Source organism: Streptococcus sp. A23 (assembly GCF_043674155.1).
Classification (GTDB): domain Bacteria; phylum Bacillota; class Bacilli; order Lactobacillales; family Streptococcaceae; genus Streptococcus; species Streptococcus suis_V.
Genome location: NZ_JBIMJP010000024.1, coordinates 1 through 19,466, shown reverse-complemented (window position 1 = coordinate 19,466; position 19,466 = coordinate 1). Strand labels below are relative to the sequence as shown.

Sequence of the window (19,466 nt, the reverse complement as noted above, 5' to 3'; positions counted from 1 at the left end):
GAGCTAGGGGATAAATTTATTCGTGACCTCATGCAGTCAGATTTGGAAGTGATGATTAGCCTACATGCTAAAGGCTCTACCAAGTCTGAAACCATGACCAAGCTACGAACCAAGAAGACCTTGATGGAATCGCAAAAGATTGGGGAACAACAAAAGATGGCTCGGACTGGAATCTATTTGGAGAAGGTCGGCCATGTTCTTGAGAACAACATCAATGAAGCAGAAGCTCTTCTTCAAACCATGACCCAGACAGGAGATAAACTGTTTGACACCGTATTTCTAATTGGCGTGCTTGCGGATACTGAAAATCAACTCAAACAATCTCTTGATATTATCAAGCAAGTGGCAGGGTCTAATGATATGATTATTGATAATTTGACCTATATGCAAGAAGCTGCTTTTAATAGTCTCTTGCCATTTGGGAAGAACTATCTCGAAGGTGTTTCTCGGTCTCTATTGACTTCAAACATTGCCGTGAATGCCCCTTGGACTTCCGTAGATATTCAGGACAAGGGTGGGAAATTTTATGGTATCAATCAAATCTCAAGTAATATCATCAGTATTGACCGTGGCAAGTTAAATACTCCGTCAGGTTTGATTTTAGGGACTTCTGGAGCGGGCAAAGGGATGGCGACAAAACATGAAATCATCTCTACAAAGCTCAAGGAAGCAGATAGTGATACTGAAATTATTATTGTTGACCCAGAAAACGAGTACAGTATTATCGGTCAAGCCTTTGGTGGGGAGAGTATTGATATTGCCCCAGATTCTACCACCTTCTTAAATGTCTTAGATCTATCTGATGAGAATATGGATGAGGATCCGGTTAAGGTTAAGTCCGAATTTCTCTTGTCTTGGATAGGGAAGCTCTTAGATCGCAAAATGGATGGTCGTGAAAAATCCTTGATTGACCGTGTGACACGACTCACCTATAAGCATTTTGACACACCATCCTTGGTCGAATGGGTCTTTGTCTTAGCTCAACAACCTGAACAGGAAGCTAAGGACTTGGCACTGGATATGGAACTCTATGTGGAAGGGTCGCTGGACATATTTTCACATCGGACCAATATTAAAACAGACAGTCATTTCCTGATTTACAATGTCAAAAAGCTAGGCGATGAATTAAAACAAATTGCCCTCATGGTTATCTTTGACCAAATTTGGAATCGGGTGGTCAAAAACCAAAAGCTAGGGAAGAAGACCTGGATTTACTTTGATGAAATGCAGCTTCTCTTATTGGACAAGTATGCCTCTGATTTTTTCTTTAAACTCTGGAGTCGTGTCCGTAAGTATGGGGCGATACCGACAGGCATTACTCAGAATGTAGAAACTCTTCTTTTGGATGCCAACGGCAGACGCATTATTGCCAATAGCGAGTTTATGATTCTTTTAAAACAGGCTAAGAGCGATCGCGAAGAATTGGTACATATGCTTGGACTTTCCAAGGAACTGGAGAAATACTTGGTCAATCCTGAAAAAGGGGCAGGCTTAATTAAGGCCGGTTCCACCGTTGTCCCATTCAAGAATAAGATTCCACAACACACCAAGCTCTTTGACATCATGAGTACGGACCCTGAAAAAATGAGGACATGAGATGAAAGAGGATAAAAAGCTAGTCAAACAGGCTAGGCAAAACTTTCGAAGCAACTTAAAATCAGCCCGTATGCATTATCGGAAAGAAGTTAGGACCTTAAAACAGACTGTTCCTAAAAAAGGAAGATTTCTAAAATCAGCCAAAAATACACTGTTTCAGGGAAAGAAAACAGAGTTAAAAGGAAATCTACTCAGTAGCCAAGAGGAAGAAGAAGAGAAGTTCCTAAAGGAAATTACCTATGTGTCTCCTAGACTGTTGAGGGTAAAGGAAATTAAGAACTATCGACTTCCGCAAGCTCAAGAACGTTTGCGGACGGCAAGAAAACATTTGTCAGATGTGAAACTGAATGAAAAACAACAGGCAGTTAATCCCAAGTTTACTTTCCAAAAAGAAAATCCTTCCCTGAAGTCTCGCTTTCAGTTTCACCAAGAAAAATCATTTGATCGACTAAGTGCAGAAAAAGACGTAAGTTCTGCCAAGCGTGAGGTTAAACAACTCAAGAAAGTCCGAAAGTCTAAGAAAGGTTCTACCAAAGTCAAAGCTGGATTAGGCTTAGTTGCATCTGAATCCCTTGACCTGATAGCACAGGAGGATGATTTAGATGGTCTAAGATCCATGAAGGATATTAGTTTGAAAGCCAGACGCTATGGAAGGTTTACCTTTCAAGCAGGTAAGGTGGTAGTAAAAAGTGGACAGACAGGTGTGAGGTTTACCAAAACAAAATTTTCTCATGGAAAGGAACGATTCCAGAACTTCAAAAAGGGAAAAGGATTCACACGCCAGAAACCTCTTAAACCAAGAAGACGTTACCAGACCTTTTTAAAGCATGTGAGAAAACAAAGTGTCGCAGGTATCAAAGGAATCGTCCAAGCCATTAAGGGAAGTGTGACTTTCTTTTCTGTCCTTGCGGGAAATCCTTTGACTTGGATTGTCTCAGGCATTCTCTTGATACTCCTTTTGATGATGAGCTTTTTCATGAGTGTTTCAGGTAGTAGTGTCATTCAACAAGATGAGATGGAGTTGACCAAGGCCTATACCCACATGACGTGGGAAGATGCGGAACATACGAGAACCAATGAAAAAGGGATTGCCTACTACACCAAGATTGATGAGATTATGGTTTACATGAATCATCAATACCAAGACTACCAGCTTGACGATTTCATGGAAACAGGTGGTGCGACCTACAAAGCGTTTCTCAGTCAAGTCTGGATGGACTTAAATGGTGGAGATTCTATTAAATCCATGTCTGACTTATATAAAGAACCTGCTTACAAACTGTCTGATGAGGACCAAGAAGAACTAAAGGAATTGACCGAAGAAGGCAACTATTTAGCTCTTCAAGAATTGGACAATCCCTTTCAGGGACAGACCGATGAGGATAGCTTAAACATGACCTACCGATATGGTTATGAGGTCATTGATGAGAAACCAACGCTTCATCACCATATCATCTTAGAAGCAAAAGAAGGTCAAGTCATTGTGGCTCCTATGGATGGCAAGGTATCTCTTGATGGAGAGAACGTTGTTTTGACATCTGGTAAGGGAGTGAGTAAGACTAAACTAACCTTGTTTGGCATTCATTCAGGTCGTGTGAGTGAAAATCAACAAGTCTTGGCAGAAGACATTATTGGTGAGACCAAGGATGGAATGGGTCTAAAAGTCACCTATCAAAAGGTTGATGATGACACGGATAAGCTAGTCTATGTCAATCCAGCTTTCTACTTTCCAAAAGTGATCCAGGTTCAGACCACCATTCTTCCAACTATCGGTCAGTTTGGCGGCGATGAGTTCGAGAGAGCCAAGGCAATTTATGACTATCTTAAAAGCAAAGGTGCGACCAATCAAGCTATCGCAGCCATTCTAGGAAATTGGTCGATAGAATCCTCTATTAATCCCAAGCGTGCGGAGGGCGACTATCTATCTCCCCCTATTGGTGCGACAGACGGTTCGTGGGATGATGAGGGCTGGCTTTCACTCAATGGTCCAACTATATATAATGGGCGTTACCCAAATATTCTCAAACGTGGTTTAGGCTTAGGCCAATGGACAGATACCGCGGATGGGTCACGCAGACATACCTTATTGCTCGAATATGCCAAAGGAAAACATCAAAAGTGGTATGACTTAGGGTTACAACTGGATTTCATGTTGCATGGGGATAGTCCTTATTACACCAACTGGTTAAAGGACTTCTTCAAAAATACAGGTAGTCCAGCTAGTCTTGCCCAACTCTTCCTCATTTACTGGGAAGGAAATTCAGGGGATAAGCTACTTGAGCGTCAGACACGGGCAAGTGAGTGGTATTACCAAATTGAAAAAGGCTTTAGTCAACCCAACGGTGGGACAGCACAAAGTGATCCAAAAGCACTTGAAGCTGTACGAGGAGACCTTTTTGAAAACTCTATTCCAGGAGGTGGTGACGGGATGGGTTACGCTTTCGGCCAATGTACTTGGGGAGTCGCAGCCCGTATCAACCAACTGGGGCTAAAACTCAAAGGTAAAAACGGTGAGAAGATTCCAATTATCAGTACCATGGGCAATGGCCAAGATTGGGTACGAACAGCCGCAAGTCTCGGTGGAGAGACAGGGACAAGTCCACAAGAAGGAGCTATACTTTCCTTTGCGGGAGGAGGACATGGCACCCCAACAGAATACGGACATGTGGCTTTCGTCGAAAAAGTCTACCCAGATGGCTCATTCCTTATCTCCGAAACCAATTACAATGGCAATCCCAACTACACCTTCCGTAAATTATCTGGAGTGGATAGTAGCTTGAGTTTTGCCTATACGACGAAATAAAAAAAGGATATGCTAACAAAATGTATTAATGTTAGCATATTCTTTTTATTTTATCAAAAATATTGCATTTTATTATACAATTTGATAAAATGCAAATATAATGATAAAAAGGAGCGAAAAATGGACTTTGCCAAAATTAATAATGTTATGAGAGCTTTTCATTTTGAAGCTCAAATACAGCAAATAGACCTAGATCTTCCAATCATTTTTCAAAAGCGCTATGAATTTTCTACATTGACTGTAAAAAATAAGTTTTTCCTTTTGGTTAAAGAAAAAAGACCAGGGAGCTTAGATAATTTTGTTAAACAAGCTCAAGCTATTCAAAAGCAGGTTAATAAAGATGTGATTTTAGTTTTTAATAAACTGTCAGATGAACAGAAGAAGAAATTATTACAAATTGGTGCCTCTTATATTGATTATCAAGAAAATACATTTATTCCACAAATAGGATTTCTATTTTCTAAAGCAAGTGAAAAATTTGAACCAAGTGATCCCTTATCACCTACAGAACAAAGGCTACTAATTGCCTTGTTACTGCATACTCCTGATTTGACCATTGATTTAGTTGAAATCAGCCTTATAACACGTCTATCGATCCCTAGTTTGTATCGCTATTTAAGAGCCTTTAAAGCACGAGGGTGGCTTCATAACAAGCAGAAAACTTATCAATTTGTGAAACCTAAACAAATGATTTTTGAAGAAGTTAAACCATTACTCAAAAATCCAATTAGGGAAGTTTTAGTAATTAGTGATAAAGATTTTCAACAATTACACAATGAAGGGGCATTAAAAATGACCTATTTACAAGCATTATCACAATTTAGCATGCTTGCAGATTCAGAAAACTATGGAAGCTATGCCATTTCTAAGAAAAGATTTAAGCGTATTGAAAAAAAGATTCAGCAAAACATCTTTCAAGGTCATCGTCTTGAAATTTGGAATTATGAGCCAGTACCTTTTGATTACATCAAGAATAATTGGTTTGAAAATGGAGATGTTATAATAGTTGATCCAATTTCGCTCTATCTAACTTTGAAAGATGAAGATGATCCTAGAGTTGAAGAAGAGGTAGAAATGTTAGAAGATAAGATAATAAACACGCTAGGAGAGAAAAATGCCCGCTAATTTAAAACCTATTTTTCAAGAAATGTTTCGTGATTATCAAGATTACTATGTCCTAATTGGTGGAACCGCAACCTCTATCGTATTGGATGCGAATGGTTTTGAAAGTCGAAGTACCAAAGACTATGATATGGTCATCATTGATGAATCAAAAAATATAGATTTTTATAATACTTTAACTAGATTTTTGGAACTTGGTGAGTATCAAGGTAGTCAAAAAGATAATAAAGCCCAACTTTTTCGTTTTACAACCAAGAAACCTGGTTTTCCCGAAATGATTGAATTATTTAGTGTTCTGCCAGAATTTCCACTAAAAAAGATGAGTAGAGAAACTCCTGTTCATTTTGATGAGGATGCGAGTTTATCTGCCCTGCTATTAGATAAGGATTATTATCAGTTACTGGTTAAGGAACGCGAAGTGATAGATGGTTATTCAGTATTGAGTACTAAAGGATTGATTGTATTTAAGGCCAAGGCTTGGCTTGATATGAAGAATCGTTCCAAGAATGGTGAACATGGTCTTACTAAAAAAATAAAGAAACACTTGAATGATGTGACTCGTCTATCAGCCTTACTTCGTGAAGAAGAGTCTTTATCAGATTTGGAAGTCTCTGAAAGTGTTAAACAAGACATGGCTCAATTCGTCTCACTACTATCTTTAGAAATAGAGTCAATTCCACAGAATTCAGATTTTATTCTTTCAAAAGAAGAGGTTTTTGACATTTTACGAAGCTTTTTAACGAGATAGGTAATTACAAAATTTAACTATAACGAGTGAAAGCTTGAATATTCATTACTTTGTCACCCAATTTTATGGGTGGCTTTTTTCTTTTCCCTGAACTGATTGTGATAACAAAATCAAGCCTTCTTTTTTATGATGAGAAAAGAGTGACAGTTTGTTGCTACATAAAAAAGAAAAGAAGGACTATTTATGACCAAAACATGTAATCATCACTTTCTTGTCAATCAGGAAAAAGGCGAGAAACACGTCTTTCGCAAGAGTAAAAAATATCGCACTCTATGTTCCGTTGCCCTTGGAACCATGGTGACGGCTGTTGTTGCTTGGGGAGGAACGGTTGCACATGCTGATGAAGTCACATCATCAGTTGACACCGCCATTCAACGAACGGAAAATCCAGCCACGAATTTACCAGAAACACAACCAAACCCTGTATCTGAACAAACTGAAAGTTTAGGGTTAACTGGGCAATCTAACGGTGCAATTGCAGTCACCGTACCACATGATACGGTAACACAAGCAGTTGAAGAAGCAAAGGCTGAAGGTGTTTCTACTGTTGAAGATAGTCCAATGGATTTGGGAAATACAACTTCTGCGGCAGAAACCAACCAACAAATTTCAAAAGCTGAAGCAGATGCCCAAAACCAAGTTGTGGCTATCAATGAAGTTACTGAAACCTACAAAGCTGACAAAGCAGCTTATGTGGATGAAAAAGCACGCATCGAACAGGAAAATAAGGAGCTGTCACAGGCCTACGAAGGGGCCAACCAAACTGGTAAAGAGACAAATGCTTGGGTTGATACCAAAGTCAATGACCTAAAAACTCGGTATGTAGATGCTGATGTGACAGTAAATGAACAAGTAGTTGCATCAGGAAATGGGACATCTGTACTTGACTATACAAACTATGGCAAGACTGTTGAAACCATTCAAACAACTAACGAACAAGCTGTAGCGGATTATCTAACAAAGAAAACAAAGGCAGATGATATTGTTGCGAAAAATCAGGCCATTCAAAAAGAAAATGAAGCTGGACTTGCTAAGACAAAGGCAGATAATGAAGCCATCGAAAGGCGTAATCAGGCAGGTCAAGCAGCTGTAGATGCTGAAAACCGTGCAGGTCAAGCCGCAGTAGATCAAGCTAATCAGGAGAAACAACAATTAGTTTCAGATCGTGCAGCCGAGATTGAAGCTATCACAAAACGTAATAAAGAAAAAGAAGCCGCAGCCAGAAAAGAGAATGAAGCGATTGATGCCTACAATGCCAAAGAAATGGAACGCTATCAACGTGATTTGGCCGAGATTTCAAAAGGTGAAGAAGGTTATATTTCTGAAGCCCTTGCTCAAGCCCTCAATCTCAATAACGGTGAGCCACAAGCACAACATGGAGCCAATACCCGAAATCCTGATCAGATTATTTCAACTGGCGATGCTTTGCTGGGTGGCTACTCAAGAATTTTGGATTCCACAGGATTCTTTGTCTATGATAGCTTCAAAACCGGTGAGACTCTTAGTTTTAACTATCAAAATCTTCAAAATGCACGATTTGATGGTAAAAAGATTAGTCGAGTGACTTACGATATTACCAACCTTGTATCACCAGCTGGAACCGATGCCGTGAAATTGGTTGTACCAAATGATCCTACCGAGGGCTTCATTGCCTATCGAAATGACGGAAACGGTGATTGGCGAACAGACAAGATGGAGTTTCGTGTAGTTGCCAAGTATTTCTTGGAAGACGGTTCACAAGTTACCTTCTCCAAAGAAAAGCCTGGAGTCTTCACACATTCTTCCCTCAATCATAATGACATTGGTCTAGAATATGTCAAAGATTCATCTGGGAAATTTGTGCCGATTAATGGCTCAACCGTTCAAGTGACTAATGAAGGTCTAGCACGTTCTTTGGGTTCAAACCGTGCAAGTGATTTGAATTTACCTGAGGAATGGGATACCACATCAAGTCGTTATGCTTATAAAGGAGCAATTGTCTCAACAGTTACATCAGGCAATACCTACACAGTAACCTTTGGCCAAGGCGATATGCCACAGAATGTTGGATTGTCTTACTGGTTTGCCTTAAATACCCTACCAGTTGCACGTACAGTAACACCGTATAGTCCTAAACCTCATGTAACGGTGGAACTTGAACCCATTCCAGAACCTATTACAGTAACACCAGATGTCTTTACTCCTAAAACATTTACACCAGAAAAGCCTGTAACCTTCACGCCAAAGCCTTTGGATGAAGTACTGCAGCCTAGTCTGACCTTGACGAAAGTAACCTTACCTGTCAAACCTATTCCAAAAGAACTTCCAACGCCACCACAAGTACCGACAGTCCATTATCATGCGTATCATTTGACGACAACTCCTGAGATTATGAAAGAAGTGGTCAATAGTGACCAAGCTAATCTTCATGAGAAAACTGTCGCAAAAGATTCAACGGTGATTTATCCCTTAACAGTTGATGCCTTATCGCCCAATCGTGCTCAAACGACTAGTCTTATTTTTGAGGACTACTTGCCTGCTGGTTACCTATTTGATAAGGAAACAACACAAAAAGAGAATGGAAACTATGTCCTTAGCTTTGATGAGACTAAGAATTTTGTGGCCTTAACCGCAAAGGAAAACTTGTTGCAGGAGGTAAATAAAGATTTAACCAAGGTTTATCAACTGAACGCTCCAAAACTCTATGGTTCTGTTCAAAATGATGGGGCAACCTATTCCAATAGTTACAAACTCCTTTTGAACAAGGGCACAACCAATGCTTACACAGTCACTTCGAATGTTGTAACGGTTCGTACACCAGGTGATGGGGAGACAACCACGCTCATTACACCAGATAAAAACAATGAAAATGCGGACGGTGTCCTCATTAATGACACGGTCGTAGCCCTTGGCACAACCAACCACTACCGATTGATTTGGGATTTGGACCAGTATAAGTGGGACGGCTGTTACAACCCTTGACGGTCAGAAGGTATCAGGAATTACGGTTAAAAATTATGCTTCCCTAAATGAAGCCCCTAAAGACCTTCAAGATAAATTAGCTCGTGCTAAGATTACACCGACAGGTGCCTTTCAAGTCTTTTTGCCGGATGACAACCAAGCCTTTTATGACCAGTATGTTCAAACAGGAACTTCTTTAGTTCTTTTGACCAAAATGACGGTTAAAGATATTCTCTATGGTCAAACTAATACCTATACAAACAAGGCTTATCAAGTTGATTTTGGAAATGGCTATGAAACCAAGGAAGTGACCAACACCCTTGTTTCTCCAGAACCCAAGAAACAAAACCTAAACATGGATAAAGTGGATATCAACGGGAAGCCCATGCTAGTGGGAACTCAAAATCACTATACTCTCTCATGGGACTTGGACCAATACCGAGGGATTAAAGCTGACAACTCTCAGATTGCACAAGGATTTTACTTTGTGGATGATTATCCAGAAGAAGCTTTATTGCCGGATGAAGCAGCTATTCAGTTTATCACAACTGATGGCAAAACAGTTTCAGGAATTATGGTGAAGTCCTATGCTCAATTCTCAGAAGCTCCTAACACCTTACAAGCAGCCCTTTCTAAACAAAAAATTCAGCCTAAAGGAGCTTTCCAAGTTTTCATGCCTGAAGACCCACAAGCCTTTTATGAATCTTATGTGACTAAGGGGGAGAATATTACCATAGTTACTCCGATGACGGTTTTGGAAACCATGCTTAATTCAGGGAAGTCTTATGAAAACGTGGCTTATCAGGTGGACTTTGGCCAAGCTTATGAAACCAATACGGTGACCAATTTTGTCTCTAAAGTAACTCCACACAAGTCCAACACCAATCAAGAAGGCATTTTAATTGATGGAAAGACTGTCCTTCCGAATACGGTCAATTATTATAAAATTGTCTTGGATTACAGTCAATACAAGGACATGGTCGTGACGGATGATGTTCTTGCCAAGGGATTTTACATGGTAGACGATTACCCAGAAGAAGCCCTTACCCTAAATCTTGATGGCATTCAAGTTTTGGATAAGGAAGGCAATCGTGTATCTGGTATTTCTGTTAGCACCTACGCAAGTTTGTCAGAAGCTCCGAAAGTCGTCCAAGATGCCATGGCTAAACGTCAGTTTACACCTAAAGGAGCTATTCAGGTCCTTAGTAGCGATAATCCAAAAAACTTTTACGAGAACTATGTGAAGACTGGTCAAACCTTAGTTGTCACGCTTCCGATGACGGTTAAAAATGAGCTGACCAAAACAGGTGGTCAGTATGAAAATACAGCCTATCAGATTGATTTTGGCTTGGCCTATGTCACGGAAACAGTCGTCAATAATGTTCCCAAACTAGACCCACAAAAAGATGTGGTAATTGACTTGTCTCATAAAGATGAGAGCCTTGACGGGAAAGAAGTGGCCTTGCATCAAACCTTTAACTATCGCTTGGTTGGAGCGATGATTCCAAGTAATCGTGCGACAGAATTATTTGAATATGGTTTTGAAGATAACTATGATGAAAAGCATGATGAGTACAATGGTGTTTATCGCAGCTATCTGATGACGGATGTTTCCCTCAAAGACGGTTCTGTCTTAAAAGAAGGAACGGAAGTCACGAAATATACCTTGCAACAGGTAGATACAGAAAATGGCCTCGTGTCAATTTCATTTGATAAATCCTTCTTAGAGACTATCTCTGATGATTCAGCCTTTCAGGCAGATGTTTACCTTCAGATGAAACGGATTACGACTGGTCAGGTGGAGAATACCTATCTCCATACAGTGAATGGCTATGTCATCAGTTCAAATACAGTTGTAACACATACACCTAAACCTGAAGAACCAAGTCCAAATCAACCCATACCACCTCAACCACCAATTGAGACTATTGAACCGCCTGTTCCAGCAAGCGTTTTGCCAAATACAGGGGAACAGGAATCCCTTTTGGGCTTGATTGGAGCTGGTATTCTACTTGGTACGGCTTATGGACTGAAGAAAAAGGAGGAGAAGTAGATGAATCCAAAAAGCATTTATGAAAAGGATTCAGACCAGGATGGTCTGACAGATGCTCAGGAACTAGCTTTGGGAACCAATCCGCAGTCTGTTGACACAGATGGTGATGGTCAAGCTGATTTAGAGGAGCTACAATCTGGACATTCACCATTAGTCCCACAAAAGGAGTTGTGTGATGGCTTGGAACTTTGACACCATGAAAGAGGCTTTTTCTGAAATGGAGAAGGTCGATTACCAAGAGTTTATCAAGGCTTTTCTCTCTTTGGAATTAAGTATTTCTGATAGAACAATCCTAAATCAGGTTTATCAAGATTATATGGATGAGGATGACTTATCCTTGATTAGTGATGAGCTACGAGTTAAACTGGATGGCTATCTGGATGAAGTACAGGCAGATATGACTGATATTCTGGAAAAGCTGTACCGAACAGGGGAAGGCTCTAGTTTTATTATGGATTTAATGTCCTCAAATAGTCTTTCAGACACCTTGGAACAATATGAAGTTTTGGATAGTGACGATTATTCACCACTTAGCCTTGAAACCTTACAGGCCATGATTCAACAGGACTTGGCCATTTCCAGTCAGGATTATTTTGGAGACTTGGTTCACCTTGCCTTGCAAAAAGATTTACTAGACCAGAAAAGTCAATTCTTACAATACTACGTGGCTACTGTAATGGAAGGTATTCCACAAGAAAGAGACCAACGAGCCTTGGTCCTAGATTAACGCAAAGGGCTGAGAAACACTCTCAGCCTTTTTGAAATGGGAGGGAAAAATGAATCAAGAAGTCATACTACAAATGATGAGAGCCACCATTCCTCGTGATAGAGCCTTGCTTGAGGCATTTTTATATTACCAAGCAGATCATTTTGATGAGGATTGGGATAGTCTTATTCGTCAGTTTTTAACCAATAGGCAAGAAATAAATAAGTCTGTTCAAGTACTTCACTTTGAGACAGATGTTTCAGCTTTTGTTCAGGCTAGTCCTTATGATACTGCTCATGATCTATTGACCTATACACAAGTATTCGGCCAAAATGGCCTCCAAAAACTTGACAAATTATCGCCGTCTGAAAAAGACTTGGTGATAGAAGTGGCCATGTTCAATCTTGCCACACGTTTTCAACTATTGGATTCCAATGGTCACTACCAAACCATTTCGACGGCTTCTCTGCTAGAAAAAGGGAAGGGAGCTAATCTGGTCAATGTGTACCGTGTGGCTAATAATTTAGCGGATAGGATCAGCCGAGATATTGAGCAGTTTCTCTTGACTTACGAGCCTGAGCTTGAAACAAGAGCGGATGAAACTGTTCTAGAAAATGAAGAAACTGTTGATGAGCACAAAGAGAGTAGTAATCAGGCAATATCTTTTCGAGAAGAGGGCTCTCTGGTTATTGCTAGTTTGGATGTAGATTTGTCTCAACTGGATATCCGAACTGGAAAAACAAGTCATTTGCCAGCTTATGAAGAGTTATCTTTACGACGTAAATTTGAGATACTAACATATTTTGACCAAATTCGAAATGAACGTTCAAAAGTCCCAAGTTTTAGACGAGGTGATTTTGACACTGAAATGGAAATGACACCAGTCTTTGAAGGAGAAGAGTTACTTACCTATCTAGAGGCTGATGGCAGCCTCTATGAGCTGAAACGGACCTTGACTCAAGTTGAGGAAAAGGAATTAGAAAAAATTGGACAAGCCATTAGGGTAGAAAATCAAGAAAAATTGACTCAGGTAGGGATTGATTTATCTCAGTTTGACCCTGACCAAATCGGTATTTTATTGGATGCCGCAGGTCGTTTTCATCTGAAAAATGCGGATTTGGCTTTATTAGGTGGCTATCCAAATGCCTCTGTAACTCAACTAGCCCTTGCGACAGAACTACTCCAAATGGGATTGAGTCATGAAAAAATTGAATTTTTCTTTGGCAGTCAACTTTCTTTAGAAGAGCTGCGACAAGTTGCCTACGCCTTTTTACACCAAGAACTTAGCATAGAAGACGCGGAGCAATTTGAAAAAGATAAAGGCAATCAGCCAGATTTAACCCTCAGAGATTGGAAGAACAAGCTAGAGAAAGCTGAGGGAAAAGAAGTAGTTGATGAAGCGTTTGAGGTAAATCCACTTGTTCAGATGGTTTTGGACAACTATCCGCTTGGGACGTTGGTTTCCTATAAAGGACAGGACTTTGAAGTGACGTCGGTCAGCGATGCACGATTAAATGGTTTGATTCGAATTGAGTTGGTTAATGATTTCTCCGATATCATTGAACAAAATCCAGTTCTTTATTTGAGAACATGGGAGGAAATTAGTCAGGTGCTTCATATCCCAAAGCCAGAACCAAAAGTAGAGTTGGACGAACCAGACCAAGAGTTGAATCTTTTTTCATTTCTGGAAGAGGAAACAAGTCAATCCGTTAATGAAGCTGTTCAGAACATTGGAGTTTTGGATCCAGATGGTTCAGAAAAAGGTCATAACGATACTGATCTTGAAGATACAGATAATCAAATTCCTGAAGAGGAGGTAGTCGAAATAATTCCAGATAGTCCAGTAACAGACTTCCATTTTCCAGAAGATTTGACGGACTTCTATCCTAAGACTGCTAGAGATAAGGTTGAGACAAACATAGCTGCTATTCGTTTGATGAAAATACTTGAAGCAGAACGCCGTAAAGCAAGTCCGAGTGAACAAGAACTGCTGGCCAAGTATGTAGGCTGGGGAGGGCTTGCCAATGATTTTTTTGATGACTATAATCCGAAGTTCTCGAAGGAACGTGAAGAACTCAAAAACTTAGTATCAGATAAAGAATATTCAGATATGAAACAGTCCTCACTGACGGCTTATTACACGGACCCTGCCCTTATCCGTCAGATGTGGGATAAGTTGGAAAGAGATGGTTTTACAGGTGGTAAAATCCTAGATCCTTTGAGCCGAGAGAAGCAGGTTACCTATATCAATGACAAACTTGAGCAACTCCGAGAAATCAAGCTAGGAAGTGACAGTGATTACACGGTGAAAGAAGCGGAACGTTCGATTAAGGGATTGGAACACCAGTTGGAAGAACTCCAAAAACTAGAGCGAGATACCTTTATTGAATTTGAAAATCTTGGCATTGATTTTCTCTTTGTGGATGAGGCTCATCACTTCAAGAATATCCGACCAATCACTGGACTTGGGAATGTCGCGGGTATCACCAATACCACTTCAAAAAAGAACGTAGACATGGAAATGAAGGTGAGACAGGTTCAGGCAGAGCATGGCGATAGAAATGTTGTTTTTGCGACAGGAACACCAGTCTCAAACTCCATTAGTGAACTTTTCACTATGATGAATTACATTCAACCCGATGTCTTGGAACGATACCAGGTATCCAATTTTGACTCCTGGGTTGGGGCTTTTGGGAATATCGAAAACTCTATGGAACTAGCCCCGACAGGAGATAAATACCAACCTAAGAAACGGTTCAAGAAATTTGTCAACCTTCCTGAACTCATGCGAATTTACAAGGAAACAGCTGATATTCAGACTTCAGATATGCTTGATTTACCTGTACCTGAAGCTAAGATTATTGCGGTGGAAAGCGAGTTAACGCAAGCTCAGAAATACTATTTAGAAGAACTGGTAGAGCGTTCAGACGCTATCAAGTCAGGTAGTGTTGATCCAAGTAGAGATAATATGTTAAAGATAACCGGGGAAGCTAGAAAACTAGCTATTGATATGCGGTTGATTGATCCTGTTTATACCTTATCAGATAATCAGAAAATCCTTCAAGTGGTTGATAATGTCGAGCGAATCTACCTTGAAGGAGCAGGAGAAAAGGCTACTCAGATGATTTTCTCTGATATTGGAACACCTAAAAGTAAGGAAGAAGGCTTTGATGTCTACAATGAACTGAAAGCTTTGCTGGTTGAACGAGGGATTCCAAAAGAAGAAATTGCCTTTGTCCATGATGCCAATACTGATGAGAAGAAAAACTCACTCTCACGAAATGTCAATAGTGGGGAAGTACGGATTCTCATGGCTTCTACGGAAAAAGGTGGAACGGGTTTAAACGTACAATCACGCATGAAAGCTGTCCACCACTTAGATGTTCCCTGGCGTCCCTCTGATGTAGGACGGATTTTGCGGACATTCAAAATAAAAAAGAATGTGGAGGTAACAGACAATGGCAAAGACAATTTTTGAGGAAATGGGCGGCAAATACGAAAGGCAAGGCGATTATTTAATACCGTGCTTAACTGTACCCGCCGAAGAAGAACAGCCGATAGGCATCTGGGGACAGTGGCATTTGGATTATCTGAAGCATCACTGCAAAGTTACATACACCAATCTTCTTACAAGCGGCAGACTTAACGCTTACCTTGCCGACATTGACAGACAGGCACAGGAACGCTTTGAAAGGCTCATAGAGGGTATGAAACAGGCACAGGGCATAACGGAACAGCTAAAGGCAGAAAACGCCTTAGAATGGACAGGATGCCTCAATAACATAAGGGCTTGTGCGAGGGAGATTGTGGAAAAGGAAATTATTTTTGCATAAACAGATGATTAGTGGCAGGGGGAAATCCTGCCGCTTTTTCTGCTTTAGTTTGTCAGCTTGACAAATAAAGGGTTAAGGAATATAATTAGATTCAGTATTATACAAGGAGTTAATAAATATGCGGCAAGGTATTCATAAATAAACTGTCAATTTGATAGTGGGAACAAAAAGTAGCAGTCCCGTTTCACTTTTAATATGGGGCTTAGTTTTTTGTACCCAGTTTAAGAATACTTTTATCATGTAATTTTATATGCCCGAAAACATATAAGTGTTTTGGGGCTATTGGAGTTATTTACCCAGTGATAGGAGTATTTATCACTGGGTATTTTTATGCCCTTTTTTGGGTGTTGATAGGAGGAAAATCACATGAAAATAATTAACTTAGGCATTCTGGCTCACGTTGACGCAGGAAAGACAACATTAACGGAGAGTTTATTGTATACCAGTGGTGCAATTGCAGAACCAGGGAGCGTAGATAAAGGCACAACAAGGACAGATACAATGAATTTGGAGCGTCAAAGGGGAATCACTATCCAGACAGCAGTGACATCTTTTCAGTGGGAGGATGTAAAAGTCAACATTATAGATACGCCAGGCCATATGGATTTTTTGGCGGAAGTATACCGTTCTTTATCCGTATTAGACGGAGCAGTATTATTAGTTTCTGCAAAGGATGGCATACAGGCACAGACCCGTATACTGTTTCATGCACTACAGACAATGAAGATTCCGACAATTTTTTTCATCAATAAAATTGACCAAGAGGGGATTGATTTGCCAATGGTATATCGAGAAATGAAAGCAAAGCTTTCTTCGGAAATTATAGTGAAGCAAAAGGTTGGGCAGCATCCCCATATAAATGTAACGGACAATGACGATATGGAACAGTGGGATGCGGTAATTATGGGAAACGATGAACTATTAGAGAAATATATGTCAGGGAAACCGTTTAAAATGTCAGAACTGGAACAGGAAGAAAACAGGAGATTCCAAAACGGAACGTTATTTCCCGTTTATCACGGAAGTGCTAAAAACAATCTGGGGATTCGGCAGCTTATAGAAGTGATTGCCAGTAAGTTTTATTCATCAACGCCTGAAGGTCAATCTGAACTATGCGGGCAGGTTTTTAAGATTGAATATTCAGAAAAAAGGAGGCGTTTGGCTTATGTGCGTCTGTACAGCGGCGCATTGCATTCGAGGGACGTTGTCAGAATATCAGAAAAAGAGAAAATAAAAATTACAGAGATGAGTATTCCTACAAACGGTGAATTGTGTTTAGCAGATACGGCTTACTCTGGTGATATTGTAATTTTACCAAATGATGTTTTGCAGCTAAACAGTATTTTGGGGAACGAAATACTGTTGCCGCAGAGAAAATTTATTGAAAATCCGCTCCCTATGCTCCAAACAACAATTGAAGTAAAGAAATCCGAACAGCGGGAAGTGTTGCTTGAGGCACTTACAGAAATCTCAGATGGCGATCCTCTTTTAAAGTATTACGTGGATACTACAACGCATGAGATTATACTTTCTTTTTTGGGGAATGTGCAGATGGAAGTCATTTGTGCCATCCTTGAGGAAAAATATCATGTGGAGGCAGAAATAAAAGAGCCTACTGTTATATATATGGAAAGACCGCTTAGAAAAGCAGAATATACCATCCACATAGAAGTCCCGCCAAATCCTTTCTGGGCTTCTGTCGGGTTGTCCATAGAGCCGCTCCCTATTGGAAGCGGAGTGCAGTATGAAAGCAGAGTTTCACTTGGATATTTAAATCAATCGTTCCAAAATGCGGTTATGGAGGGGGTTCTTTATGGCTGCGAGCAGGGGCTGTATGGATGGAAAGTGACAGACTGTAAAATCTGTTTTGAATATGGATTGTATTATAGTCCTGTAAGTACCCCCGCAGACTTTCGGCTGCTTTCCCCTATCGTATTGGAGCAGGCTTTAAAAAAAGCAGGGACAGAACTATTAGAGCCATATCTCCACTTTGAAATTTATGCACCGCAGGAATATCTCTCACGGGCGTATCATGATGCTCCAAGGTATTGTGCAGATATTGTAAGTACTCAGATAAAGAATGACGAGGTCATTCTGAAAGGAGAAATCCCTGCTAGATGTATTCAAGAATACAGGAACGATTTAACTTATTTCACAAATGGGCAGGGAGTCTGCTTGACAGAGTTAAAAGGATACCAGCCAGCTATTGGTAAATTTATTTGCCAACCCCGCCGCCCGAATAGCCGTATAGATAAGGTTCGGCATATGTTCCACAAGTTAGCTTAACAGCTTGCAAAAGTCATATAAAATGAGATTTGAAAGGATTAGAGACTAATTATGATGAAATGCGAATGGATATTGTGTCCTGTTTGTGGGAGCAAAACCCGTAATAAAATTAGGAAGGACACTGTTTTGGAGAATTATCCCCTTTATTGTCCAAAATGCAGACAAGAAAGATTGATTAAAGTTGACAACTTGAAGATAACTGTCATCAAAGAGCCAGACGCTTAAGACGCAGAGCCGATGAAATTGTGGAACAATTCACGAATCATCGGCTCTTTTTGTTTCGTATTTGAAAGAACAAACTCACCAAATAAAAAAACGATATTCGGGTGGGTTATTTTGTTATACTTATTTGTCCTATAAACTATTTAGCAGCATAATAGATTTATTGAATAGGTCATTTAAGTTGAGCATATTAGAGGAGGAAAATCTTGGAGAAATATTTGAAGAACCCGATTACATGGATTGGATTAGTTCTTGTGGTTACGTGGTTTTTAACTAAAAGTAGTGAATTTTTGATTTTTGGTGTGTGTGTCTTGTTGTTAGTATTTGCTAGTCAAAGTGATTAAATAGAATTCATATCCAATTTATTTTTTTCTTAACAAGGGAGGTGTTTTTTAACATGACTAAAGTAGGGTATGCACGTGTCAGTAGCAAAGAACAGAACTTAGATAGACAACTGAAAGCGTTAGAGGGCGTTTCTAAGGTCTTTTCAGACAAAGCAAGCGGTCAATCGGTCGAACGCCCACAATTACAAGCTATGCTTAACTATATTCGTGAAGGGGATATAGTTGTTGTTACTGAATTAGATCGATTAGGACGAAATAATAAAGAATTAACAGAATTGATGAATCAAATTCAAATTAAGGGGGCAACCCTGGAAGTCTTAAATTTACCCTCAATGAATGGTATTGAAGATGAAAATTTAAGACGGCTGATTAATAATTTAGTGATTGAATTGTATAAGTACCAAGCGGAATCTGAACGCAAACGAATTAAAGAACGCCAAGCCCAAGGAATTGAAATTGCTAAGAAAAAAGGAAAATTCAAAGGGCGACAACTGAAATTCAAAGAAAATGATCCACGTTTACAACACGCTTTCGATTTGTTTTTGAACGGTTTATCCGATAAAGAAGTTGAAGAACAAACTGGAATTAATCGCCGAACGTTTAGAAGGTATCGATCAAGATACAACGTGACAGTCGATCAAAGAAAAAACAATGAAAAGAGGGATAGTTAATGAGTACGGTTATTTTAGCTGAAAAACCAAGCCAGGCATTAGCCTATGCAAGTGCTTTAAAACAAAGGGTTCTGTTGCAAAGTTTAAAAATCAAATACAAGGTTTATAATCCTTCTTGTTCTTAAGCTAATATTCCCATTAA

Annotated in this window: 10 protein-coding genes and 3 pseudogenes; all 13 read left to right on the top strand. The window is 39.8% G+C overall.

Annotated features, from left to right (window positions below; genetic code table 11):
- A partial coding sequence (locus ACHBIE_RS10275) for a VirB4-like conjugal transfer ATPase, CD1110 family (protein ID WP_394733277.1) occupies positions 1-1,596 on the top strand: 1,596 nt, incomplete at its 5' end.
- A gap of 1 nt (position 1,597) precedes the next feature.
- On the top strand, positions 1,598-4,399 hold the full coding sequence (locus ACHBIE_RS10270; protein WP_394733276.1) for a phage tail tip lysozyme: 2,802 nt from the start codon (positions 1,598-1,600) through the stop codon (positions 4,397-4,399).
- A 120-nt stretch (positions 4,400-4,519) separates the two neighbouring features.
- On the top strand, positions 4,520-5,524 hold the full coding sequence (locus ACHBIE_RS10265; RefSeq protein WP_394733275.1) for a hypothetical protein: 1,005 nt from the start codon (positions 4,520-4,522) through the stop codon (positions 5,522-5,524).
- Positions 5,514-5,978: pseudogene (locus ACHBIE_RS10260) on the top strand (hypothetical protein); the annotation flags it as partial. The gene ACHBIE_RS10265 and the pseudogene ACHBIE_RS10260, both read left to right, overlap by 11 nt.
- 474 nt (positions 5,979-6,452) lie before the next feature.
- Positions 6,453-11,262 (top strand): annotated as a pseudogene (locus tag ACHBIE_RS10255) (SspB-related isopeptide-forming adhesin).
- Complete coding sequence (locus ACHBIE_RS10250) at positions 11,263-11,454, top strand: calcium-binding protein (RefSeq protein ID WP_044764966.1); 192 nt, start codon at positions 11,263-11,265, stop codon at positions 11,452-11,454.
- Entirely contained in the window at positions 11,438-11,989 is a 552-nt protein-coding gene (locus ACHBIE_RS10245) for a hypothetical protein (protein ID WP_394733274.1), read from the top strand. The genes ACHBIE_RS10250 and ACHBIE_RS10245 overlap by 17 nt, the downstream gene beginning before the upstream one ends.
- A 49-nt stretch (positions 11,990-12,038) precedes the next feature.
- Positions 12,039-15,446, top strand: a complete 3,408-nt coding sequence (locus ACHBIE_RS10240) for an SNF2-related protein (protein ID WP_394733273.1) — start codon at positions 12,039-12,041, stop codon at positions 15,444-15,446.
- Complete coding sequence (locus ACHBIE_RS10235; RefSeq protein ID WP_081129260.1) at positions 15,427-15,801, top strand: TnpV protein; 375 nt, start codon at positions 15,427-15,429, stop codon at positions 15,799-15,801. Before ACHBIE_RS10240 ends, ACHBIE_RS10235 begins: the two co-directional genes overlap by 20 nt.
- A 366-nt stretch (positions 15,802-16,167) precedes the next feature.
- Positions 16,168-18,087 carry a tetracycline resistance ribosomal protection protein Tet(O) gene (gene tet(O), locus ACHBIE_RS10230; RefSeq protein WP_105122866.1) on the top strand — a complete coding sequence of 640 codons (1,920 nt, stop codon included), beginning with the start codon at positions 16,168-16,170 and terminating at the stop codon, positions 18,085-18,087.
- Positions 18,088-18,138: 51 nt separating this feature from the next.
- Positions 18,139-18,312 (top strand): cysteine-rich KTR domain-containing protein, encoded by a 174-nt coding sequence (locus ACHBIE_RS10225; RefSeq protein ID WP_002779755.1) that lies wholly within the window; start codon positions 18,139-18,141, stop codon positions 18,310-18,312.
- Positions 18,313-18,706: 394 nt separating this feature from the next.
- Positions 18,707-19,324, top strand: a complete 618-nt coding sequence (locus ACHBIE_RS10220) for a recombinase family protein (protein WP_002321671.1) — start codon at positions 18,707-18,709, stop codon at positions 19,322-19,324.
- Positions 19,324-19,389, top strand: a pseudogene (locus tag ACHBIE_RS10215) (topoisomerase); the annotation flags it as partial. The gene ACHBIE_RS10220 and the pseudogene ACHBIE_RS10215, both read left to right, overlap by 1 nt.
- Between the last annotated feature and the right edge of the window lie 77 nt (positions 19,390-19,466).

Bases quoted from the DNA above. Each gene is read 5' to 3' on its own strand.
- ACHBIE_RS10270 (WP_394733276.1), top strand. From the start codon at position 1,598: ATGAAAGAGGATAAAAAGCTAGTCAAACAGGCTAGGCAAAACTTTCGA.
- ACHBIE_RS10265 (WP_394733275.1), top strand. From the start codon at position 4,520: ATGGACTTTGCCAAAATTAATAATGTTATGAGAGCTTTTCATTTTGAA.
- ACHBIE_RS10250 (WP_044764966.1), top strand. From the start codon at position 11,263: ATGAATCCAAAAAGCATTTATGAAAAGGATTCAGACCAGGATGGTCTG.
- ACHBIE_RS10245 (WP_394733274.1), top strand. From the start codon at position 11,438: ATGGCTTGGAACTTTGACACCATGAAAGAGGCTTTTTCTGAAATGGAG.
- ACHBIE_RS10240 (WP_394733273.1), top strand. From the start codon at position 12,039: ATGAATCAAGAAGTCATACTACAAATGATGAGAGCCACCATTCCTCGT.
- ACHBIE_RS10235 (WP_081129260.1), top strand. From the start codon at position 15,427: ATGGCAAAGACAATTTTTGAGGAAATGGGCGGCAAATACGAAAGGCAA.
- ACHBIE_RS10225 (WP_002779755.1), top strand. From the start codon at position 18,139: ATGATGAAATGCGAATGGATATTGTGTCCTGTTTGTGGGAGCAAAACC.
- ACHBIE_RS10220 (WP_002321671.1), top strand. From the start codon at position 18,707: ATGACTAAAGTAGGGTATGCACGTGTCAGTAGCAAAGAACAGAACTTA.